The organism is Streptomyces sp. SDT5-1 (assembly GCF_052245995.1).
Taxonomy (GTDB): Bacteria; Actinomycetota; Actinomycetes; order Streptomycetales; family Streptomycetaceae; genus Streptomyces.
Genome location: NZ_CM125963.1, coordinates 7109076 through 7130168 on the forward strand (window position 1 = coordinate 7109076; position 21093 = coordinate 7130168).

Genomic DNA, 21093 nt, shown 5'->3' on the forward strand with positions numbered 1-21093 from the left:
CGCCATGCAGATCGCCATCGCCCTCTACGAACGGTTCACCGCGCTCGACGCCATCGGCCCGTACCAGACCCTGGGCGGCATCCCGGGCGCCGACGTCGTCTTCGTGGCCGAGCGGACCGGGCCCGTGCGGGACGACTCGGGGCGCCTCGCGCTCGTCGCCGACAAGACGTTCGACGAGGTGCGGGCCCCCGACGTGGTGGTCGTGCCCGGCGGCCCCGAGCCGAGCGACCAGACCGCCGAGGGCCCGCTCCTGGACTGGCTGCGCTCCGTCGACGCCACCACCACCTGGACGACGTCCGTGTGCACGGGCTCCCTCGCGCTCGCCGCCGCGGGCCTGATCGAGGGCCGCGAGGCCACCTCGCACTGGCTGGCCCTGGAGGAGCTGGAGCGACTCGGCTCCAAGTCGACAGGTCGACGTGTGGTCTTCGACGGCAAGTACGTCACCGCCGCCGGTGTCTCCTCAGGCATCGACATGGGCCTCGCGCTCGCGGGCCGGATCGCCGGCGACGAGACCGCGCAGGCCATCCAGCTGATGACCGAGTACGACCCGCAGCCGCCCTACGACGCGGGTTCTCCCGACAAGGCACCCGCCCACCTCGTGGCGATGTTCCGCCAGGAGCGCTGAGCCTCAGGCGTCCACGGTCCACGCGAACCGCGGCGCCCTGCGCTCCAGGAACGCCGCCACGCCCTCCGCCGTCTCCCCGCCCGCGCGCGCCTGCTCGGCCCAGTGGGCGTCGCGGTCGGTGCGGCCGGTGACGAACTCCTTGGCCGCGGCCTGGGTGAGCTGGGAGCGGGCGGCCAGGGTGCGAGTGAACTCCGCGACCCGGTCGCCGAGTTCCGCCCCGGGCAGCACCTCGTCGACGAGTCCCGTGCGCAGCGCCCGCTCGGTGCCGATCAACTCGCCCGAGAACAGCAGGTACTTGGCGGTGGCCGGGCCCACGAGCGACGTGAGGCGGCGCGTGGAGGACGCCGGGTAGACGATGCCGAGCTTGGCGGGCGTCACCCCGAACCGCGCGCCGTCGGCGGCGAAGCGCAGATCGCAGGCCGCCGCCAACTGGCAGCCGCCGCCCACGCAGAACCCGCGCACCACGGCGAGTGTCGGCTTGGGGAACGCGGCGAGCGCGTCCTCCGCGGCGACCGCGAGCCCCTGCGCGGCGCCCTCGCCGAGAGTCGATATGTCGGCACCGGCGCAGAACGTGTCGCCCGCTCCGGTGAGCACGAGGGCCCGTACCTCCGGGTCGCCCGCGAGCCGTTCGAGGAGCGGCGGCAGGGATGCCCACATGGCGTCGGTCATGGCGTTGCGCTTGGCCGGATGGTCGATCACGACGGTCGCGACGCCCTCGGCGACGGTGTGCGTGAGCTGAGGCGGGGACGGCGGGGGCACGGTGGACATGGCGGGATGCTAGCCGGGCCCAGGGGGCGCGCGGCGCGTGGGTGGCGCGCGGACGACCGGGAGGCGGCTCGTAGAACAACCTGAAGACGGTGCAAGTCGGACGTGACAGCGTCAGGAGTGATCACGTTCTTTGCTTGATCAACCATCAGCGATCAAATGCCGTCGATACCCGCTGACTTCTGGTCAGTGCCCCGGCACGGAGCAGGTGATTCCCAACACTCGAAGCGTGGTGACAATCGAGCGCAAGGGCGGCGACCTGACAATGAGCGACCACGGGTGGGGGTCCCGCCCACGTCCTCAGGACACGGGGGGAGCGCCCCCCGAACGTCCGGCGGACGGGCCGCTCCCGTACGAGGGGGTCTGGCGGTTCACGACGCAGGCGGTCGACGCCTCGGTGCCGCAGGCCCGCCGCGCGGTGCGCGAACTGCTCGGCCGGCAGGGCGTGCCCGCCCCCGACGACCTGGTGCACGGGCTGCTCGTGATCGTCTCCGAACTCGTCACGAACGCGGTGAAGCACGCCGCCGTGATCTCGCCGATGCTCGCCGTGGAGGTCGCCGTCGGGCCCGAGTGGGTACGGGTGTCCGTCGAGGACGAACACCCGTACAAGCCCACGGCCCTGGAGGCCACCAGCGGTCAGACGGGCGGGCGCGGACTGCTGCTCGTCCGCGAGATCACCGCCGAGGCGGGCGGCGTCTGCGACGTGACGAGCACGGCGAGCGGGGGCAAGGTGATCTGGGCCGCCCTGCCCCTCAAGCCCGAGACGGCTACCAGCCCGCCGACTGGCCCGTCAGCTCCCTTACCGCGGGGCGCGCCGCGTCCAGGACCGTCATGAACCAGGCGGAGAACGGGTCCTTGGCGTGCCGCTCCGCCAGCTCGTCGGCCGTCACGAACGCCGTCGCCCCGACCTCCTCCGGGTCGGGGTCGAGCGAGGCCTGCACCAGGCCCACGAACAGGTGGTTGAACTCCTGCTCCACCAGGCCCGACTCCGGGTCCGGGTGGTTGTAGCGCACCGTGCCTGCCTCGGCCATCAGCGACGGCGAGACGCCCAGCTCCTCGAACGTGCGGCGGGCGGCCGCGGCGAACGGGGCCTCGCCCGGGTACGGGTGGCCGCAGCAGGTGTTCGACCAGACGCCGGGGGAGTGGTACTTGCCGAGCGCCCGCTGCTGGAGCAGCAGCCGCCCCTGCTCGTCGAAGAGGAACACCGAGAACGCTCTGTGCAACTGGCCGGGCGGCTGGTGCGCCGAGAGCTTCTCCGCCGTGCCGATCGTCCTGCCGTCCTCGTCGACGAGTTCCAGCAAGATCGCTTCTCCGGTGCCGTTCGACGACGTGTGCGTCGTGGGGGCAGGTGTGATCGGCATACCCATCCTTTGTTTCGGTCCTCGAACCAAGTCTGCCGTACGGGACCGACAGCCCCCGTGCTGCGCGGCCCCGCAAGTCCCGCCCGGCCGCGCGACCGGGCGTGACCACCGTAGGCGCGGATCAGACGCCGAATGCGGTCGGGTAGGTGATCGTGCCCCGCGGGAGCTGCCCGGAATCGTCCTCTTCATCCAGAACGAGCGCCATCATCGCCTCGTCCGGCACATCGAAACCGGGCCGGATGCCGTACGCCGAAGCGGGCGTGAAACCGAACCGCGGGTAGTACTCCGGATGCCCGAGGACCAGGACGATCCGCTCCCCACGCGCGCGTGCCGCCTCCAGCACCGCGCGTACGACGGCCGATCCGGCGCCCGAGCGCTGGTACCGCGGCAGCACGGCACAGGGCGCGAGAGCGGCGGCGGGCGCGCCGTCCACGGTGCAGCGGGTGATCAGGGCGTAGGCGGCGACGGTGCCGTCCGGGGCCTCGGCGACGTACGACAGGCCCTCCAGCCAGGCGTCCGGATCGTCGCGCAGGGCGTCGACGAGGTCGGCCTCGGCCTCGGTGGGGAAGGCGGCGGCGTTGACGGCGTGCACGGCCGCGCGGTCGCCGGGGGTCTCGGGTCGGGTGCGCCAGGTGTTCATCTTTGGCCAACGTATCACCGGGACCCCTGATCGGAGGGTGCCGAAAGGGCTCTCGGGAGGCGAACCGGCCGGAACTGTGAGTGTCTTGATGGTGACGGGATGTGCATCCGTCGTCGAGCTTTCGTCTCACTCAACCCACTTCAAGGAGTCTTCATGAAGTCCATGATCAAGCTGGGTCTCACGGCAGCTGCGGCCGGCGTCGCCGTCCTCGGGACGGCGGGCATCGCGAGCGCGGACAGCGACGCGTTCGGTGCCGCTCAGAACTCGCCGGGCGTGGCCTCCGGCAACGTGATCCAGGTGCCGGTGCACATCCCGGTCAACGCGTGCGGCAACTCGCTCAACGTCGTCGGCCTGCTCAACCCGGCCTTCGGCAACGTCTGCGCCAACAAGTGACGCACGCCGCCCGCTGATCCCGGGCGCGGAAGGGCCCCGGCCGACGACGGCCGGGGCCCTTCCCTGTGCGGCGGGGCGTCAGTGGCAGAGCTTCGCCTCGTGCTCCGCGTGGCCGGTCGGCTCCAGCTGGAACGTGCAGTGCTCCACGTCGAAGTGGTCGCCGAGGCACCCCTGCAGCTCGTGCAGCATCTTCTCGTGGCCGATCGAGCCCAGCATGTCCGTGCTGACGACCACGTGCGCCGAGAGCACCGGCATCCCCGAGGTGATCGTCCAGGCGTGCAGATCGTGCACGTCCTCGACGCCGGGCAGCGCCAGGATGTGCGCCCTGACCTCCGCCATGTCGACGCCCTTGGGCGCCGACTCCAGCAGGACGTTCAGCGTCTCGCGCAGCAGCTTCACCGTGCGCGGCACGATCATCAGGCCGATGACCAGCGAGGCGATCGGGTCGGCCGGCTGCCAGCCGGTGGTCAGGATGATCGCGGCGGAGATCAGCACCGCGAGGGAGCCGAGCGCGTCCGCGGCCACTTCGAGGAAGGCGCCCCGCACGTTCAGGCTCTCCTGCTGCCCCTTCACCAGGAGGGACAGCGAGATCATGTTCGCCACCAGGCCGATCACGCCGAACACGATGGTCTGCCCGCCCGCCGTCTCGGCCGGCTCGATGAACCGCTCGATCGCCTCGTACAGCACATAGCCGCCGACGCCGAGCAGCAGCAGACAGTTGGCGAGCGCGGCGAGGATCTCGGCGCGCGCGTAGCCGAAGGTGCGCTGGTCGCTCGCCGGGCGGTTGGCGAAGTGGATCGCGATCAGGGCCATCGCGAGCCCCAGCGCGTCGGTCGCCATGTGGGCGGCGTCGGCGATCAGGGCGAGCGAGTCGGCGACGATGCCGCCGACGATCTCCACCACCATCACGGTGAGCGTGATCGTCAGCGCGACGCGCAGCCGCCCCCGGTGCGCGGCGGCGGCCGTCCCGCTCGTCGGCCCGTGGCTGTGCCCGTGGTCGTGATCGTGGCCGAGGCCCATCGAAACCCCCTCTGATTCGGCCGCCCTGGTCGGGGGCGACGATCACAGTGAACTACGGGTAGGGGGTATCCGCAAACATGGCGCTGAACACCGTTGTCATGTGCCCTGACCTGCGTAAACACCGCACGTGCGAGTACGCAGGTCAGGGCGCGGGAGTGATCACTTCCCGGTCGCCTCGGGGTGCCGCAGACACCAGCCGGCCCACGCCGACTCGACCATCTCGCGCACGCCGCGACGCGCGCTCCAGCCCAGCTCCTTCTCGGCGAGCGCGGAGGAGCCGACCGCGCGCGGCGCGTCGCCGGGGCGGCGCGGCTCGACGATCGCGGGGGTGTGGTCGCCCGACACGTCCGCGATCACGTCGATCAGCTCGCGCACGGAGGCGCCGATGCCGGTCCCGATGTTCAGCGTCAGGTCCCCGCTCGCGTCGGGACGCGCGAGGCGGCGGGCCGCGGCGAGGTGCGCCTCGGCGAGGTCGGCGACGTGAATGTAGTCACGCACGCACGTGCCGTCCTCGGTCGGATAGTCGTCGCCGAAGATCCGCGGGGCCTCGCCGCGCGTGAGCCGGTCGAAGACCATCGGGATCACGTTGTAGACGCCGATGTCCGCGAGCTCGGGCGCGGCGGCCCCCGCCACGTTGAAGTAGCGCAGGCAGACCGTCGCCATGCCGCGCGCGTGCCCGGTCGCCCGCACCAGCCACTCGCCCGCGAGCTTCGTCTCGCCGTACGGGTTCACCGGCGCGGTCGGGGTCGACTCGGTGATGAGATCCGTCACGGGGATGTCCGGATTGCCGTACACCGCGGCGGAGGAGGAGAACACGAAGCGGCGCACGCCCGCGTCCGCGACCGTCTCCAGGAGCGCGGCGAGCCCGCCGACGTTGTCCCGGTAGTACAGCTCGGGCTTCTCCACCGATTCGCCGACCTGCTTGTGCGCCGCGAGGTGCACGACACCCGTCACCTCGTGCTCCGCGCACACCCGCGCCACCAGTTCGGTGTCCAGGGCCGAGCCCCGCACCAGCGGAATCGCCTCGGGAAGCCGCGCCGGCACCCCCGAGGTCACGTTGTCGAGGACGACGACCCGCTCGCCCGCATCCGTCATGGTCCGCGCCACATGGGCCCCGATGTAACCGGCTCCGCCGGTGATCAGCCACGTCATGGCGCACCACCCTATGACCGATGGGCGTTACCCCGGGTTACGGTCGACGGTCGACCCTGGTTTGTGGCCCGCGTGCTTGATCGTCAATGATGAGCGCGCGGTCGGCCCGGCGCAGACCGCGCGAGACAGGGGCCAATCGGTCGGTAAACGGGCAGCGAACGCCCGGTTGCGCCATCCGATAGCCTCTGCCGACATGCCGCCCGGCCGCCCCGAGGGCCTGTGCCGGGCGATCCACCATGCATGAGCCCGGCGCGCCCTCGCGCCGGCACAAGGAGTGAGTTCGTCTGTCGACCGCCATCGTCACCGGTCCGCCGGTCCCCGGCTCGTCCCTGGAGGGCGACCTGCGGGAACTCGGCTTCGACGTGCGGCTCGCCCCGGACACCGCGGACGCCGAAGCGGCGCTCGCCACCGTCCCAGGCGACCAGCGGGTCGCGGTCGTCCACGCGGGATTCGTGGGCCACGTCCACGCCCTGCGCCTGGGCCTGACCGACCCGCGCTTCCCCGCGTCGGCGATCCCCGGCGCGGTGACCGCGCAGCCCGCCGCCCGCCAGGCGCTGACCCGCGCGGTCGCGCGCACCGGCGTCGACCCGGACGTCGTGGCCAAGAGCCTGGAGACGGACGGCACCGACGTGCACCGCCCCGAGCTCGGCGAGCTCGTCGCCGCGGTGCCCGCCGACCCGCAGGCCCGCAACGAGGCCCGGCAGGCGCTCGCCGCCGTCGACGACGAGGCGATCCGGCTGCGCACCGCGGTCAAGGCGCGCGACGGCTTCTTCACCACCTACTGCATCAGCCCCTACTCCCGGTACATCGCGCGCTGGTGCGCGCGCCGGGGGCTCACGCCGAACCAGGTCACGACCGCATCGCTGCTCGTCTCGCTGATCGCCGCCGCCTGCGCGGCGACCGGCACCCGCGGCGGCTTCGTCGCGGCGGGCGTGCTGCTGCTCGCCTCCTTCGTCCTGGACTGCACCGACGGCCAGCTGGCCCGCTACTCGCTGCAGTACTCGACGATGGGCGCCTGGCTCGACGCCACCTTCGACCGCGCCAAGGAGTACGCGTACTACGCGGGCCTCGCGCTCGGCGCCGCCAACGCGAGCGGCGGCGGTGACGACGTATGGGCGCTCGCGCTCGGCGCGATGGTGCTGCAGACCGGCCGGCACGTGATCGACTTCTCGTTCAACGAGGCGAACCACGACGCCGAGGCCAACACGAGCCCCACCGCCGCCCTCTCCGGAAAGCTCGACTCCGTCGGCTGGACCGTCTGGGCCCGCCGCATGATCGTGCTGCCGATCGGCGAGCGCTGGGCGCTCATCGCGATCTTCACGGCGCTCACCACGCCGCGCGTCACCTTCTACATGCTGCTCATCGGTTGCGCGCTGGCCGCCTGCTACACCACCGCGGGCCGCGTCCTGCGCTCGCTGACCCGCAGGGCCCGGCGCACCGACCGCGCCGCGCGGGCCCTGCGCGACCTCGCCGACTCCGGGCCGATCGCCGAACTCGTCGGCAGGGCCGCCAAGGCGTCCGCCGCCCCCGTGGTCGCCGCTGTCGGCGCCGCGGCCGTCGTCGCCGTGAGCGCGCTCACCGACTTCGGCAGCGCCTGGCCGGTCCTCGCCGCGGCCGTGTACTGCGTCACGTCCGGCGTCGCCGTCGCCCGCCCCCTCAAGGGCGCGCTCGACTGGCTCGTACCCCCGATCTTCCGGGCCGGGGAGTACCTCACGATCCTCGTCCTCGCCGCCCGCGCGGACGTCCAGGGCGCCCTGCCCGCGGCTTTCGGACTGGTGTCGGCGGTCGCCTACCATCACTACGACACGGTGTACCGCATCCGCGGCAACGCCGGGGCCCCTCCGCGCTGGCTGGTGCGGACGATCGGCGGGCACGAGGGCCGGACCCTGGTGGTCACGGTTCTCGCCGCGCTGCTCACCCCCACAGATTTCCCCCTCGCGCTCACGGCGTGCGCCGTGGCCGTGGCACTCGTGGTGCTCGCAGAGAGCATCCGCTTCTGGGTCCTCTCCGCTCGCCGCGGAGAGCCCGCCGTACACGATGAAGGAGAACCCGCATGATCGGCCTCGTCCTGGCCGCCGGCGCCGGCAGCCGGCTCCGCCCCTACACCGAGACGCTCCCCAAGGCGCTCGTGCCCGTCGTGGGCGAGGGGACCGAGAACGAGCTCTCCGTACTCGACCTCACGCTGAAGAACTTCGCCGAGATCGGCCTCACCGAGGTCGGCATCATCGTCGGCTACCGCAAGGAGGTCGTCTACGAGCGCAAGGAGGCGCTCGAGGCGAAGTACGGCCTGAAGCTCACGCTCATCGAGAACGACGTGGCCGAGAAGTGGAACAACGCCTACTCCCTGTGGTGCGGCCGTGACGCCATGAAGCACTCGGTGATCCTCGCCAACGGCGACACCGTGCACCCGGTCTCCGTGGAGAAGACGCTGCTCGCCGCCCGCGGCGACGGCAAGAAGATCATCCTCGCGCTCGACACGGTCAAGGACCTGGGCGAGGAGGAGATGAAGGTCGTCGTCGACCCCGCCAAGGGCGTCCAGAAGATCACGAAGCTGATGGACCCGTCCGAGGCCACCGGCGAGTACATCGGCGTCACCCTCATCGAGGGCGAGGCCGCCGACGAGCTGGCCGACGCCCTGAAGGCCACCTACGAGCGCGACCCGCAGCTGTACTACGAGGACGGCTACCAGGAGCTCGTGAACCGCGGCTTCCAGGTCGACGTCGCCCCCATCGGCGACGTGAAGTGGGTCGAGATCGACAACCACGACGACCTCGCCAAGGGCCGGGAGATCGCGTGCCAGTACTGACGAGACTCATCCCCTCGCCGGTCGTCGTCGACATTCGGCCGGGGGCGCTCGACGACCTCGCCAAGGTCCTCGCCGACCAGAGGATCTCGTCGTCCACGGGGCGCCTGGCCATCGCGATCAGCGGTGGTTCGGGCGCCGCCCTGCGGGCTCGCCTCGAGCCCTCGTTGCCCCGCGCCGAGTGGTTCGAGGTCGGCGGCGGCACCATCGACGACGCGATCAAGCTCGCCGACGACGTCAAGAAGGCCGGTCGCTACGACGCGATCGTCGGCCTCGGCGGCGGCAAGATCATCGACTGCGCCAAGTTCGCGGCCGCGCGCGTCGGCGTGCCGCTGGTCGCCGTCGCGACGAACCTGTCGCACGACGGCCTGTGCTCGCCCGTCGCGACCCTCGACAACGACGCGGGTCGCGGCTCCTACGGTGTGCCGAACCCGATCGGTGTCGTGATCGACCTCGACATCATCCGCGAGGCCCCGGTCCGCTTCGTGCGCTCCGGCATCGGCGACGCCCTCTCCAACATCTCCGCCGTCGCGGACTGGGAGCTGGGCGCCCGCGAGCGCGGCGAGGACATCGACGGCCTGGCCGCCGCTATGGCCCGGCAGGCGGGCGAGGCGGTGCTTCGCCACCCCGGCGGCGTCGGCGACGACGACTTCCTCCAGGTGCTCGCCGAGGGCCTGGTCCTCACCGGCATCGCCATGTCGGTGTCCGGCGACTCGCGGCCCGCCTCCGGCGCCTGCCACGAGATCAACCACGCCTTCGACCTGCTCTTCCCCAAGCGCGCCGCCAGCCACGGCGAGCAGTGCGGCCTGGGCGCGGCGTTCGCGATGCACCTGCGCGGTGCGCGTGAGCAGTCCGCGTACATGGCCGAGGTGCTGCGCAGGCACGGCCTGCCGGTGCTGCCGGAGGAGATCGGCTTCACCCCGGACGAGTTCGTCAAGGTCGTGGAGTTCGCTCCGCAGACCCGCCCGGGCCGCTTCACGATCCTCGAGCACCTGAACCTCTCCACCGACCAGATCAGGGACGCCTACGCCGACTATGCAAAAGCCATCGGTAGCTGAGCTCCGCCCGGTCGTTCACCCCGCCGGGGTGAAGGACCGCCGGAGCGGTGAGCACTGGATGGGCCGGCTCTACATGCGCGAGGTCTCGCTGCGTGTCGACCGCCACCTGGTGAACACCAAGGTCTCGCCCAACCAGCTGACCTACCTGATGACCGTCTGCGGCGTCCTGGCGGCCCCGGCGCTCCTGGTGCCGGGCATCTGGGGCGCGGTCCTCGGCATCGTCGCGGTGCAGCTGTACCTGCTGCTCGACTGCGTCGACGGCGAGATCGCGCGCTGGCGCAAGCAGTACTCGCTGACCGGCGTGTGGATGGACCGGGTCGGCGCGTACCTCACCGACGCCGCCGTCCTGGTCGGCTTCGGGCTGCGCGCAGCCGACCTGTTCGGCACGGGCCGCATCGACTGGCTGTGGGCGTTCCTCGGCACGCTCGCCGCGCTCGGCGCCATCCTGATCAAGGCGGAGACCGACCTGGTCGGCCTCGCGCGCGCCGCGGGCGGCAAGGAGCAGGTCAAGGAGTCCGCCTCCGAGATGCGCTCATCCGGCATGGCCCTGGCCCGCAGGGCCGCGGCCGCGCTCAAGTTCCACCGGCTGATCCTGGGCATCGAGGCGACGCTGCTGATCCTGGTCCTCGCGATCGTCGACCAGATCCGCGGCGACCTGTTCTTCTCGCGCCTCGGCGTCGCGGTGCTCGCGGGCATCGCGCTGCTCCAGACGCTGCTGCACCTGGTGTCCATCCTCGCGTCGAGCAGGCTCAAGTGAGCGGCGGACCCAAGCGGGCGAAGGTCGGCGCGGTTGTCATCACCATGGGCAACCGGCCGGCCGAGCTGCGCGCCCTCCTCGACTCGGTCGCCAAGCAGGACGGCGACCCGGTCGAGGTGGTCGTGGTCGGCAACGGCTCGCCGGTCCCCGACGTCCCCGAGGGCGTACGGACCGTCGAGCTGCCCGAGAACCTCGGCATCCCCGGCGGACGCAACGTCGGCATCGAGGCCTTCGGGCCCTCCGGTTCCGACGTCGACATCCTGATGTTCCTGGACGACGACGGGCTGCTGCCGCTGACCGACACCGCGGAGAAGTGCCGCGAGGCCTTCGCCGCCGACCCGAAGCTCGGCATCGTCAGCTTCCGCATCGCGGACCCGGACACCGGCGAGACCCAGCGCCGGCACGTGCCGCGCCTGCGCGCCGCCGACCCGATGCGCTCCTCGCGCGTGACCACGTTCCTCGGCGGCGCCAACGCCGTCCGTACGCGGGTCATCGCCGAGGCGGGACCGCTGCCCGCTGAGTTCTTCTACGCCCACGAGGAGACCGACCTCGCATGGCGTGCCCTCGACGCGGGCTGGATGATCGACTACCGCGCCGACATGGTCCTGCACCACCCGACCACGGCCCCGTCCCGGCACGCGGTCTACCACCGCATGGTGGCCCGCAACCGGGTCTGGCTGGCCCGCCGCAATCTGCCCGCCCTCCTGGTCCCCGTCTACCTCGGCGTGTGGCTGCTGCTCACCCTCGCCCGCCGGCCCTCGGGCCCGGCGCTGAAGGCATGGCTGGGCGGTTTCAAGGAAGGCTGGACGACCCCCTGCGGGCCCAGGCGCCCCATGAAGTGGCGTACGGTGTGGCGGCTGACCCGACTGGGCCGACCCCCTGTCATCTGACAAGCTCGTGCCTGACGGCATGCGGGCCGCGATCCGGCCCCTCGCCCCCGTGCCATGACCGACCAGGCCGCTCTTTTGAAGACGAAAGTTCCTCTTGTGAGTGAGACAACGCATGACGCCGGTGTCGCGGTGAGCGCGCCCCCGTCGCCCGACGACGGGCTCTCCCGGCGCGAGCTCGCCGCCAAGTACGGCTTGTCCGTCAGCGGTGCCCGCCCCGGCCTGTTCGAGTACGCGCGGCAGCTGTGGGGCCGGCGCCACTTCATCCTCGCCTTCTCGCAGGCGAAGCTGACGGCCCAGTACAGCCAGGCCAAGCTCGGCCAGCTGTGGCAGGTCGTGACGCCGCTGCTGAACGCCCTCGTCTACTACTTGATCTTCGGCCTGATCCTGGGCGCGAACCGGGGCATGTCGCACGACGTGTACATCCCGTTCCTGGTGACGGGCGTGTTCGTCTTCCACTTCACCCAGAACTCGGTGATGTCGGGCGTCCGCGCGATCTCGGGCAACCTGGGCCTGGTGCGCGCGCTGCACTTCCCGCGCGCCTCGCTGCCCATCTCGTTCGCCCTCCAGCAGCTCCAGCAGCTGTTGTTCTCGATGATCGTGCTGTTCATCGTGGCCTGCGCGTTCGGCAGCTACCCGAGCCTGTCCTGGCTGCTGATCGTCCCGGCGCTCGTGCTCCAGTTCCTCTTCAACATGGGCCTTTCGCTGATCATGGCGCGGGCCGGCGCGAAGACCCCGGACCTGGCGCAGCTGATGCCGTTCATCATGCGTACGTGGATGTACGCGTCCGGCGTCATGTTCTCCATCCCGATCATGCTCAAGGACAGGCCGGGCTGGATCGCCGACGTGCTCCAGTGGAACCCGGCCGCGGTCTACATGGACCTGATGCGCTACGCGCTGATCGACGGCTACGGCGGCGACAACCTGCCGCCGCACGTGTGGGCCCTGGCCCTCGGCTGGGCCGTGGTCGTCGCGGCGCTCGGCTTCGTCTACTTCTGGAAGGCAGAGGAGCGGTACGGCCGTGGCTGACCTCGACAATCCCACCGACGCCCGCATCCCGACGGTCATCGCGGACGAGCTGCACATCGTCTACCGCGTCAACGGCGCGAAGACCGGCAAGGGCAGCGCCACCTCCGCGCTGAGCCGCATCCTCAAGCGCGGCGAGGAGCGCGGCGTGCGCAAGGTGCACGCCGTCAAGGGCGTCTCCTTCACGTCGTACCGCGGCGAGGCCATCGGCCTCATCGGGTCGAACGGCTCCGGCAAGTCGACCCTGCTGCGCGCCATCGCGGGCCTGCTGCCCGCCGAGAAGGGCAAGGTCTACACGAACGGCCAGCCCTCGCTGCTCGGCGTGAACGCGGCGCTGATGAACGACCTCACCGGCGAGCGCAACGTGATCCTCGGCGGACTCGCCATGGGCATGTCCCGCGAGGAGATCAAGTCGCGCTACCAGGAGATCGTCGACTTCTCCGGCATCAACGAGAAGGGCGACTTCATCACGCTGCCGATGCGGACGTACTCCTCCGGCATGGCCGCCCGCCTGCGGTTCTCCATCGCGGCTGCCAAGGACCACGACGTGCTGATGATCGACGAGGCGCTCGCCACCGGCGACCGCAAGTTCCAGAAGCGCTCCGAGGCCCGCATCCGCGAGCTGCGCAAGGAGGCCGGCACGGTCTTCCTGGTGAGTCACAACAACAAGTCCATCCGCGACACCTGCGAGCGCGTCCTGTGGCTCGAGCGCGGCGAACTGCGTATGGACGGTCCGACGGCCGAGGTACTCAAGGAGTACGAGAAGTTCACGGGCAAGTAACCGCCCGCCCTCGGACCACGTCATATGAGGCCCCACCGGCTTCCGCCCGGTGGGGCCTCTGATATGCCTGTAGATACCAAGCATTTGGCGATCAAGGTCAAGGGTGGGTCAACTTCCTTGCCCTGAAGGAATCTTGGCGTCAATCGGTGTGTTGTTGTGATGTGCAGAACACCCCGACGCGAGAGCGGGCGTTGTACAACGTAAGCTGTACCGGCCCTTATTCGCGGCAAGTGGGGCGATAAGGCGCGACATCCCGACCTCGCCGGGGTTGGGAGGCCGTGCGGACGGCCGGGCGGCGTGTCCGAAATGAGATGCATTGGGTCCGCAGTGTAGAACGGGAGTCGTGACGGCAATGGCTATGGAAACTCTCCAGCTCCGCGGGGCTTTCGCCGTCCTCGGGGAAGTGGGCCGCACCCGGTGAGCGCGCGCCCCCGAGTGCGTCCCGGGAGCCCTGACGGATCAGCGAGCCCGGTGAGCGCCACGCTCGACAAGGCCGCCGAGGAGAACTTCCCGGTGGCCCCGTTCTTCCTGCCCCGGGCCTGGCGCGACGATCTGATGGCCGTGTACGGCTTCGCCCGCCTGGTCGACGACATCGGGGACGGCGACCTCGCCCCCGGCGGCGCCGACGCCCGGCTGCTCGGCGTATCACCCGATCGGGCGGACGACAGGCTCGCGATGCTGGACGCCTTCGAGGCCGACCTGCGGAAGGTCTTCGACGGCACCCCGGGACACCCGCTCCTGAAGGCCCTTCAGCCCACCGTCAGGCGCCGCTCGCTCACCCCCGAGCCGTTCCTCGGCCTGATCGCCGCGAACCGCCAGGACCAGCTGGTGAGCCGCTACGAGACGTACGACGACCTGCTCGCCTACTGCGAACTGTCCGCCAACCCGGTCGGCCGCCTCGTCCTGGCCATCACCGACACCGCGACGCCTGAGCGGATCCGCCTCTCGGACGCGGTCTGCACCGGGCTCCAGATCGTCGAGCACCTCCAGGACGTGTCCGAGGACCTGGGCCGCGACCGGATCTACCTGCCGGCCGAAGACCTGAAGAAGTTCCACGTCGAGGAGGCCGACCTCGCCGCGCCGACCGCGGGCGCATCGGTGCGCGCGCTGGTCGCGTACGAGGCCGAACGCGCCCTCGGCCTGCTGAATGAAGGCACCCCGCTGGTGGGTAGCGTCCACGGCAGGCTGAAGCTGCTGCTGGCAGGGTTCGTGGCAGGGGGGAAGGCGGCGGTCCACGCGATCGCCGCCGCTTCGTACGACGTGCTTCCTGGACCACCCAAACCCACCAAGGCGCGATTGCTGCGCCAGGTGGGAGCGACTCTGCGAGGAGAGGGGTGAGCAAGACCGTGGAGTCTGACCAGACCGTGTCGGCGCCGGTGCTCGCCGCATACAGCTACTGCGAGACCGTCACCGGGCAGCAGGCCCGCAACTTCGCGTACGGGATCCGCCTGCTGCCGACCGCGAAGCGGCGCGCCATGTCGGCGCTCTACGCGTTCTCGCGCCGCGTCGACGACATCGGCGACGGGGGCCTGGAGCCCGACATCAAGGCCCACCGGCTCGACGAGACGCGGGCGCTGCTCGGCCGCGTGCGCGACGGCAAGGTCGAGGAGGACGACACCGACCCGGTGGCCGTCGCGCTCGCCCACGCGGCGGACCGCTTCCCGATTCCATTGGACGCGCTCGACGAGTTGATCGACGGTGTTCTGATGGACCTGCGCGGCGAGACCTACGAGACCTGGGACGACCTCAGGGTCTACTGCCGGTGCGTCGCGGGCGCCATCGGCCGGGTCTCGCTCGGCGTGTTCGGCACCGAACCCGGCGCGCGTGGCGTCGAGCGCGCCTCGGAGTACGCCGACACGCTCGGGCTCGCGCTCCAGCTCACCAACATCCTGCGCGACGTGCGCGAGGACGCCGCCGACGGGCGCACCTACCTGCCCGCCGACGACCTCGCGAAGTTCGGCTGCTCCGCCGGCTTCCATGGCTCCGTGCCGCCCGCCGGATCGGACTTCGCCGGGCTCGTGCACTTCGAGGTGCGCAGGGCCCGCGCCCTGTTCGCCGAGGGCTACCGGCTGCTTCCCATGCTCGACCGGCGCTCCGGCGCCTGCGTCGCCGCCATGGCCGGCATCTACCGCCGCCTCCTCGACCGCATCGAGCGCGACCCCGAGGCCGTGCTGCGCGGCCGCGTCTCGCTGCCCGGCCGCGAGAAGGCCTACGTCGCCGTGCGCGGCCTGTCGGGGCTCGACACCCGCACCGTCGTGCGCGGCGTCCCCAGGAGGCGCGCCTGATGGACATCGCGGGCCAGGCTGACATGGCGAGAACCAAGCGGCGGGCAACCCTCCGCCGCGGCGCCGCGTCCCTGCATGCAACGGTCGGTCGCGTGTTCGCCACAGCTGTCGAACCCGGCCCCACGGGGGCCGTACGCACCACCGAGGGCACCACCCAGGGGGAGGGCGCATGAGCGGCGGGACCACGCCATCGGACGCACGCGAGGCGGACGCCGCCGCGGACCGCACGCGGCCCACCGCGGTGGTCGTCGGCGGTGGGCTCGCGGGGATCACGTCCGCGCTCGCCCTCGCCGACGGCGGCATGGACGTCACCCTCCTCGAAGGGCGGCCCCGGCTCGGCGGCCTCGCGTTCTCCTTCAAGCGCGGCGACCTCACCGTCGACAACGGCCAGCACGTCTACCTGCGCTGCTGCACCGCCTACCGCTGGTTCCTCGACCGCGTCGACGCGGCACCGCTCGCGCCCCTGCAGGAACGACTCGACGTGCCCGTCCTCGACGCCGAACGGAACCGGCTCGGCCGGCTGCGGCGCACCGCGCTGCCCGTGCCGCTGCACCTGGCCAAGAGCCTCGCCACGTACCCGCACCTGTCGCTCGCCGAGCGGGCGGCCGTCGGACGCGCGGCGCTCGCCCTCAAGTCCCTCGACCCGGCGGACCCCGCGCTCGACACCCAGGACTTCGGGTCCTGGCTCGCCGCGCACGGCCAGTCGCCGCGGGCCGTCGAGGCGCTGTGGGACCTCGTCGGCGTGGCGACCCTGAACGCGGTGGCGGGGGAGTCCTCGCTGGGGCTCGCCGCCATGGTGTTCAAGACCGGGCTGCTGTCCGAGCCCGGCGCCGCCGACATCGGGTGGGCCACGGTGCCCCTCGGTGAACTCCACGACACCCTCGCCCGCAAGGCGCTCGACTCCGCGGGCGTACGCACCGAACTCCGTACACGCGTCACCTCCATCTCCCGTACGGACAACGGGCGTTGGGCCGTGGAGGTTCCCGCGGGCCCCGACGGCCCCGGCGAGGTGCTGCACGCCGACTCCGTGGTGCTCGCAGTACCGCAGCGCGAGGCCCACGGCCTGCTGCCCGACGGCGCCCTCGACGACGCCGACCGGCTCCTCGACATCGGGACCGCGCCGATCCTCAACCTGCACGTCGTCTACGGCCGCAAGGTCCTCAAGCGGCCGTTCTTCACCGCGGTCGGCTCGCCCGTGCAGTGGGTCTTCGACCGCACCGACGCCTCCGGCGTCGCCCGCACGCTGCCCGGCGCCCAGTACCTCGCCGTCTCCCAGTCGGCCGCGCAGGACGAGATCGACGCCCCCGTCGCCGAGCTGCGCGAGCGGTACCTGCCCGAGCTGGAGCGGCTGCTGCCCGCCGCGCGCGGCGCCACGATCCACGACTTCTTCGTCACCCGCGAGCGGACGGCGACCTTCGCGCCGACTCCCGGCGTCGGCGCCCTGCGGCCCACGGCCCGCACCAATGCCCCCGGCCTGTACCTGGCCGGCGCGTGGACCGCCACCGGGTGGCCCGCGACCATGGAAGGCGCTGTCCGCAGCGGCACCACAGCCGCCGACGCGGCGCTCGCCGCGCTCGGCCGCCCCCGCGGCCATCTGTACCGGGAGGCGGCGTGACGTACGAACTTCCCACGGTGGACGTGACCACCGACCTTCCCACGGTGGAAGAGCCGACAACGGCAAATCCGGTAACACAAGGAGAGACTGTGCCACCTGTGCCCTCGGCCCCAGAGGCTGCCGACGCGGTGGACGTGACCGCGCTTCTGGAGCGCGGCCGAACCCTGGCCACCCCCGTGCTCAAGGCGGCGGTGGACCGCCTGGCACCCCCGATGGACACCGTCGCCGCCTACCACTTCGGCTGGATCGACGCCGCGGGCAACCCGGCCGACGGCGACGGCGGCAAGGCCGTGCGCCCCGCCCTGGCCGTGCTGTCCGCGCAGGCCGCGGGCGCGGACCCGGAGGTCGGCGTGCCCGGCGCCGTCGCGGTCGAGCTCGTCCACAACTTCTCGCTGCTGCACGACGACCTGATGGACGGCGACGAGCAGCGCCGCCACCGCGACACCGTGTGGAAGGTGCACGGGCCCGCCCAGGCGATCCTCGTCGGCGACGCCCTGTTCGCGCTGGCCAACGAGGTCATCCTGGAGCTGGAGACCGTCGACGCGGGCCGCGCCACGCGCCGCCTGACCACCGCGAGCCGCGCCCTCATCGACGGCCAGGCGCAGGACATCGGCTTCGAGCACCGCGAGCGCGTCAGCGTCGTCGAGTGCCTGGAGATGGAGGGCAACAAGACGGGCGCCCTGCTCGCCTGCGCCTCCTCCATCGGCGCGGTACTCGGCGGCGCCGACGACGCCACCGCCGACGCCCTGGAGAAGTACGGCTACCACCTCGGCCTCGCCTTCCAGGCCGTCGACGACCTGCTCGGCATCTGGGGCGACCCCGAGTCCACCGGCAAGCAGACCTGGAGCGACCTGCGCCAGCGCAAGAAGTCCCTGCCGGTCGTCGCGGCCCTCGGCGCCGGAGGCCCGGCCTCCGAGCGGCTCGGCGAACTGCTCGCGGCCGACGCAAAGGACGTTGACTTCGACACCTTCACCGAGGCGGACTTCGCCGCCCGCGCCGCCCTCATCGAGGAGGCCGGCGGGCGCGAGTGGACCGCCGAAGAAGCGCGGCGCCAGTACGCCGTCGCCCTCGAAGCCCTGGACTCCGTCCAGATGCCAGCCTCGGTGCGCGCCCAGTTCGTGGCGCTCGCCGACTTCGTCGTCGTACGAAAGAGATGATCACTATCGGCCGCATATGACTCGCAGTCGCCGGCCGGTGTCCCGCCAGGGCTCCGGCCGACGGTTACCCAGCATCAGAATCACTGCATGAAGGGATAGCCATGACAGCGACGACCGACGGAAGCACCGGAGCCACGGCCCCGCAGGCGACCTCGGCCACCACTGCCCAACTGACCGACACGACCCCCGGGGCGGCCGGGACACAAGCCGCCGCAGGCCGAGCCATACAGCGCGCCACGGACTTCCTGCTCGCGCGGCAGGACGACCGGGGCTGGTGGAAGGGCGACCTCGACACCAATGTGACGATGGACGCCGAAGACCTGCTGCTGCGCCAGTTCCTCGGCATCAGGGACAAGGCCACCACCGACGCCGCCGCCCTGTTCATCCGCGGCGAGCAGCGCGACGACGGCACCTGGGCCACCTTCTACGGCGGCCCCGGCGACCTGTCCACCACCATCGAGGCGTACGTCGCGCTGCGCCTGGCCGGTGACTCCCCGGACGACGCGCACATGGCGAAGGCGTCCGCGTGGATCCGCGAGCGCGGCGGCATCGCCGCGAGCCGTGTGTTCACCCGGATCTGGCTCGCCCTGTTCGGCTGGTGGAAGTGGGACGACCTCCCCGAACTCCCGCCCGAGCTCATCTACTTCCCCAAGTGGATGCCGCTCAACATCTACGACTTCGGCTGCTGGGCCCGGCAGACCATCGTGCCGCTCACCGTCGTGTCCGCGAAGCGCCCGGTGCGCCCCGCGCCGTTCCCGCTGGACGAGCTGCACACCGACGCGAACGACCCGAACCCGGCCAAGCCCCTTGCCCCGGTGGCGAGTTGGGACGGCGCGTTCCAGCGCCTCGACAAGATCATGCACGGCTACCACAAGGTGGCCCTGAAGCGGCTGCGCAAGGCCGCCATGAACTCCGCGGCCCGCTGGATCATCGAGCGCCAGGAGAACGACGGCTGCTGGGGCGGCATCCAGCCACCCGCCGTCTACTCCGTCATCGCGCTCCACCTGCTCGGCTACGACCTCGACCACCCGGTCCTCAAGGCCGGCCTGGAGTCCCTCGACCGGTTCGCCGTGTGGCGCGAGGACGGGGCCCGAATGATCGAGGCCTGCCAGTCGCCCGTGTGGGACACCTGCCTGGCGACCATCGCGCTCGCCGACGCGGGGCTGCCCGCCGACCACCCCGCGCTCGTCAAGGCCGCGGGCTGGATGCTCGACGAGCAGATCGACCGGCCCGGCGACTGGTCGGTGCGCAGGCCCGCCCTCGAACCCGGTGGCTGGGCCTTCGAGTTCCACAACGACAACTACCCCGACATCGACGACACCGCCGAGGTCGTGCTCGCCCTGCGCCGCGTCGCCCACCCCGACACGGCGCGCGTCGAGAGAGCCATCGAGCGCGGCGTGCGCTGGAACCTCGGCATGCAGTCGAGGAACGGCGCGTGGGGCGCCTTCGACGTCGACAACACCAGCCCGTTCCCCAACCGGCTGCCGTTCTGCGACTTCGGCGAGGTCATCGACCCGCCGTCCGCCGACGTCACCGGGCACGTCGTCGAGATGCTCGCCGTCGAGGGTCGCACCAACGACCCGCGCACCCGGCGCGGCATCGAGTGGCTGCTCGCCGAGCAGGAGGACAACGGCGCGTGGTTCGGCCGCTGGGGCGTCAACTACGTCTACGGCACCGGCTCCGTCGTCCCCGCCCTGACCGCGGCCGGCCTGCCCGCCTCGCACCCCGCGATCCGGCGCGCCGTCGCCTGGCTCGAGTCGGTGCAGAACGAGGACGGCGGCTGGGGCGAGGACCTTCGCTCGTACCGCTACGAGGACTGGAAGGGCCACGGCGCCTCCACCGCCTCGCAGACCGGGTGGGCGCTGCTCGCGCTGCTCGCGGCGGGGGAGCGGGAGTCCAAGGCCGTCGAGCGCGGGGTCGCGTACCTCGCGGAGACCCAGACCGAGGACGGCACCTGGGACGAGCCGTACTTCACCGGCACCGGCTTCCCCTGGGACTTCTCGATCAACTACCACCTGTACCGGCAGGTGTTCCCGCTGACCGCGCTCGGCCGGTACGTCAACGGCGAGCCGTTCGGCGACAAGGGCGCCGCCACCAAGGGGAGCTGATGACCGCATCGCCGGTGGCCCGCCCACCGGAGTCCGCGCCGCTGCTGGTCGCCTGCGCGCTCGGCATCGAGCACCTCGCGCTGCGCAGCGGCAGCCGGGCCGGCGCCACGGGCCCCGTGACCGTGCTCCGTACGGGCATGGGGCCCACGGCCGCCGAGCGCGCCGTGACCGACGCGCTGGGCGAGCCCGTGCTGCGCGACGCGGCCGTGCTCGCCACCGGGTTCTGCGCCGGGCTCGCGCCCGGCATGCACCCCGGCGACCTGGTCGTGGCCGAGGAGACCCGCGACGCGCACGGCGCCACGCCGTGCGCGGGCACGGAGCTCCTCGTCAAGGAGCTGGTGCGGGCCGTGCCCGGAAAAACCGTGCACACCGGGCCGCTGACCGGCTCCGACCACGTGGTGCGCGGCCACGAGCGCGGCGAGCTGCTCGCGACCGGCGCCATCGCCGTCGACATGGAGTCGGCCGCCACGCTGCGGGCCGCCGGCCGCGCCGGAAGGCGTCCGGTTGCCGCCGTACGGGTGGTCGTGGACGCTCCAGAACATGAACTCGTCAGGATCGGCACGGTTCGCGGTGGACTATCGGCTTTCCGTGTCCTTCGTGCCGTCCTTCCCGCCTTTTTTGAATGGCACCGTTCTTTGCTGCTCCCTCGGAGGTGAGCCC

The 21093-nt window shown here is 71.7% G+C and carries 22 protein-coding genes; 17 read left to right on the top strand and 5 right to left on the bottom strand.

All coding sequences use genetic code 11. From position 1 onward, the window contains the following. Positions 1-4 precede the first annotated feature (4 nt). On the top strand, positions 5-625 hold the full coding sequence (locus ACTWJ8_RS32555; protein ID WP_356373678.1) for a DJ-1/PfpI family protein: 621 nt from the start codon (positions 5-7) through the stop codon (positions 623-625). A 3-nt stretch (positions 626-628) separates the two neighbouring features. Here ACTWJ8_RS32555 and ACTWJ8_RS32560 read toward each other — a convergent pair whose 3' ends face one another. Then, positions 629-1393: an enoyl-CoA hydratase/isomerase family protein gene (locus ACTWJ8_RS32560; protein WP_443261156.1), complete on the bottom strand. Its 765-nt coding sequence runs from the start codon at positions 1391-1393 to the stop codon at positions 629-631. 262 nt (positions 1394-1655) lie between these two features. Between ACTWJ8_RS32560 and ACTWJ8_RS32565 the strand changes: the two genes are divergently transcribed. Further along, positions 1656-2225: an ATP-binding protein gene (locus ACTWJ8_RS32565; protein WP_443265064.1), complete on the top strand. Its 570-nt coding sequence runs from the start codon at positions 1656-1658 to the stop codon at positions 2223-2225. On the opposite strand, the gene idi is transcribed toward ACTWJ8_RS32565, so the two are convergent. Both idi and ACTWJ8_RS32575 read right to left on the bottom strand, forming a co-directional pair. Continuing rightward, entirely contained in the window at positions 2158-2751 is a 594-nt protein-coding gene (idi, locus tag ACTWJ8_RS32570) for an isopentenyl-diphosphate Delta-isomerase (RefSeq protein ID WP_356373676.1), read from the bottom strand. The two genes, ACTWJ8_RS32565 and idi, sit on opposite strands and share 68 nt — an antisense overlap. A gap of 121 nt (positions 2752-2872) precedes the next feature. After that, the gene (locus ACTWJ8_RS32575) at positions 2873-3391 is read right to left on the bottom strand and encodes a GNAT family N-acetyltransferase (protein ID WP_443261158.1); all 519 of its coding nucleotides are present in this window, start codon (positions 3389-3391) and stop codon (positions 2873-2875) included. Positions 3392-3544: 153 nt separating this feature from the next. Here ACTWJ8_RS32575 and ACTWJ8_RS32580 point away from each other — a divergent pair, with 153 nt between their 5' ends. Next, positions 3545-3784 (top strand): chaplin, encoded by a 240-nt coding sequence (locus tag ACTWJ8_RS32580; protein ID WP_443261159.1) that lies wholly within the window; start codon positions 3545-3547, stop codon positions 3782-3784. A 78-nt stretch (positions 3785-3862) separates the two neighbouring features. Here ACTWJ8_RS32580 and ACTWJ8_RS32585 read toward each other — a convergent pair whose 3' ends face one another. Beyond that, the gene (locus tag ACTWJ8_RS32585; RefSeq protein WP_356373674.1) at positions 3863-4804 is read right to left on the bottom strand and encodes a cation diffusion facilitator family transporter; all 942 of its coding nucleotides are present in this window, start codon (positions 4802-4804) and stop codon (positions 3863-3865) included. A gap of 159 nt (positions 4805-4963) precedes the next feature. Continuing rightward, on the bottom strand, positions 4964-5956 hold the full coding sequence (gene galE / locus ACTWJ8_RS32590; protein WP_443261160.1) for a UDP-glucose 4-epimerase GalE: 993 nt from the start codon (positions 5954-5956) through the stop codon (positions 4964-4966). Positions 5957-6240: 284 nt separating this feature from the next. On the opposite strand from galE, the gene ACTWJ8_RS32595 reads away from it, so the two are divergent. From ACTWJ8_RS32595 to ACTWJ8_RS32660, 14 genes are all read left to right on the top strand, one after another. Continuing rightward, entirely contained in the window at positions 6241-8013 is a 1773-nt protein-coding gene (locus ACTWJ8_RS32595) for a DUF5941 domain-containing protein (RefSeq protein ID WP_443265066.1), read from the top strand. Then, complete coding sequence (locus tag ACTWJ8_RS32600) at positions 8010-8762, top strand: phosphocholine cytidylyltransferase family protein (RefSeq protein ID WP_443261161.1); 753 nt, start codon at positions 8010-8012, stop codon at positions 8760-8762. The genes ACTWJ8_RS32595 and ACTWJ8_RS32600 overlap by 4 nt, the downstream gene beginning before the upstream one ends. Beyond that, positions 8750-9817 carry an iron-containing alcohol dehydrogenase family protein gene (locus ACTWJ8_RS32605; protein WP_443261162.1) on the top strand — a complete coding sequence of 356 codons (1068 nt, stop codon included), beginning with the start codon at positions 8750-8752 and terminating at the stop codon, positions 9815-9817. Before ACTWJ8_RS32600 ends, ACTWJ8_RS32605 begins: the two co-directional genes overlap by 13 nt. Further along, positions 9795-10574: a CDP-alcohol phosphatidyltransferase family protein gene (locus tag ACTWJ8_RS32610; protein ID WP_356373670.1), complete on the top strand. Its 780-nt coding sequence runs from the start codon at positions 9795-9797 to the stop codon at positions 10572-10574. The genes ACTWJ8_RS32605 and ACTWJ8_RS32610 overlap by 23 nt, the downstream gene beginning before the upstream one ends. Before the next feature lie 44 nt (positions 10575-10618). Beyond that, entirely contained in the window at positions 10619-11464 is an 846-nt protein-coding gene (locus ACTWJ8_RS32615) for a glycosyltransferase family 2 protein (RefSeq protein WP_443265068.1), read from the top strand. 96 nt (positions 11465-11560) lie between these two features. Beyond that, positions 11561-12490, top strand: a complete 930-nt coding sequence (locus tag ACTWJ8_RS32620) for an ABC transporter permease (RefSeq protein WP_443261163.1) — start codon at positions 11561-11563, stop codon at positions 12488-12490. Next, positions 12483-13268 carry an ABC transporter ATP-binding protein gene (locus tag ACTWJ8_RS32625; RefSeq protein ID WP_443261164.1) on the top strand — a complete coding sequence of 262 codons (786 nt, stop codon included), beginning with the start codon at positions 12483-12485 and terminating at the stop codon, positions 13266-13268. Before ACTWJ8_RS32620 ends, ACTWJ8_RS32625 begins: the two co-directional genes overlap by 8 nt. Positions 13269-13703: 435 nt before the next feature. Then, positions 13704-14606 carry a squalene synthase HpnC gene (gene hpnC / locus ACTWJ8_RS32630; RefSeq protein ID WP_443265070.1) on the top strand — a complete coding sequence of 301 codons (903 nt, stop codon included), beginning with the start codon at positions 13704-13706 and terminating at the stop codon, positions 14604-14606. Continuing rightward, entirely contained in the window at positions 14603-15553 is a 951-nt protein-coding gene (gene hpnD, locus ACTWJ8_RS32635; RefSeq protein WP_443261165.1) for a presqualene diphosphate synthase HpnD, read from the top strand. Before hpnC ends, hpnD begins: the two co-directional genes overlap by 4 nt. Then, positions 15553-15726, top strand: coding sequence for a DUF6380 family protein (locus tag ACTWJ8_RS32640; protein ID WP_443261166.1), 174 nt, complete (start codon positions 15553-15555; stop codon positions 15724-15726). Before hpnD ends, ACTWJ8_RS32640 begins: the two co-directional genes overlap by 1 nt. Continuing rightward, positions 15723-17168, top strand: a complete 1446-nt coding sequence (gene hpnE / locus ACTWJ8_RS32645) for a hydroxysqualene dehydroxylase HpnE (protein ID WP_443261167.1) — start codon at positions 15723-15725, stop codon at positions 17166-17168. The genes ACTWJ8_RS32640 and hpnE overlap by 4 nt, the downstream gene beginning before the upstream one ends. 44 nt (positions 17169-17212) lie before the next feature. After that, positions 17213-18325, top strand: coding sequence for a polyprenyl synthetase family protein (locus ACTWJ8_RS32650; protein WP_443265072.1), 1113 nt, complete (start codon positions 17213-17215; stop codon positions 18323-18325). Between the two features lie 101 nt (positions 18326-18426). Then, positions 18427-20433 carry a squalene--hopene cyclase gene (gene shc, locus ACTWJ8_RS32655; RefSeq protein WP_443261168.1) on the top strand — a complete coding sequence of 669 codons (2007 nt, stop codon included), beginning with the start codon at positions 18427-18429 and terminating at the stop codon, positions 20431-20433. Continuing rightward, positions 20433-21089, top strand: a complete 657-nt coding sequence (locus ACTWJ8_RS32660; protein WP_356373662.1) for a phosphorylase family protein — start codon at positions 20433-20435, stop codon at positions 21087-21089. Before shc ends, ACTWJ8_RS32660 begins: the two co-directional genes overlap by 1 nt. Positions 21090-21093: the final 4 nt, after the last annotated feature.

Excerpts from the sequence above, each read along its gene's own strand:
- ACTWJ8_RS32560 (WP_443261156.1), bottom strand. The coding sequence starts at position 1,393 with ATGTCCACCGTGCCCCCGCCGTCCCCGCCTCAGCTCACGCACACCGTC.
- ACTWJ8_RS32640 (WP_443261166.1), top strand. The coding sequence starts at position 15,553 with ATGGACATCGCGGGCCAGGCTGACATGGCGAGAACCAAGCGGCGGGCA.
- ACTWJ8_RS32600 (WP_443261161.1), top strand. The coding sequence starts at position 8,010 with ATGATCGGCCTCGTCCTGGCCGCCGGCGCCGGCAGCCGGCTCCGCCCC.
- ACTWJ8_RS32575 (WP_443261158.1), bottom strand. The coding sequence starts at position 3,391 with ATGAACACCTGGCGCACCCGACCCGAGACCCCCGGCGACCGCGCGGCC.
- ACTWJ8_RS32615 (WP_443265068.1), top strand. The coding sequence starts at position 10,619 with ATGGGCAACCGGCCGGCCGAGCTGCGCGCCCTCCTCGACTCGGTCGCC.
- ACTWJ8_RS32580 (WP_443261159.1), top strand. The coding sequence starts at position 3,545 with ATGAAGTCCATGATCAAGCTGGGTCTCACGGCAGCTGCGGCCGGCGTC.
- ACTWJ8_RS32610 (WP_356373670.1), top strand. The coding sequence starts at position 9,795 with ATGCAAAAGCCATCGGTAGCTGAGCTCCGCCCGGTCGTTCACCCCGCC.
- ACTWJ8_RS32555 (WP_356373678.1), top strand. The coding sequence starts at position 5 with ATGCAGATCGCCATCGCCCTCTACGAACGGTTCACCGCGCTCGACGCC.
- ACTWJ8_RS32565 (WP_443265064.1), top strand. The coding sequence starts at position 1,656 with ATGAGCGACCACGGGTGGGGGTCCCGCCCACGTCCTCAGGACACGGGG.
- hpnE (WP_443261167.1), top strand. The coding sequence starts at position 15,723 with ATGAGCGGCGGGACCACGCCATCGGACGCACGCGAGGCGGACGCCGCC.
- ACTWJ8_RS32660 (WP_356373662.1), top strand. The coding sequence starts at position 20,433 with ATGACCGCATCGCCGGTGGCCCGCCCACCGGAGTCCGCGCCGCTGCTG.
- galE (WP_443261160.1), bottom strand. The coding sequence starts at position 5,956 with ATGACGTGGCTGATCACCGGCGGAGCCGGTTACATCGGGGCCCATGTG.
- ACTWJ8_RS32585 (WP_356373674.1), bottom strand. The coding sequence starts at position 4,804 with ATGGGCCTCGGCCACGATCACGACCACGGGCACAGCCACGGGCCGACG.
- shc (WP_443261168.1), top strand. The coding sequence starts at position 18,427 with ATGACAGCGACGACCGACGGAAGCACCGGAGCCACGGCCCCGCAGGCG.
- idi (WP_356373676.1), bottom strand. The coding sequence starts at position 2,751 with ATGCCGATCACACCTGCCCCCACGACGCACACGTCGTCGAACGGCACC.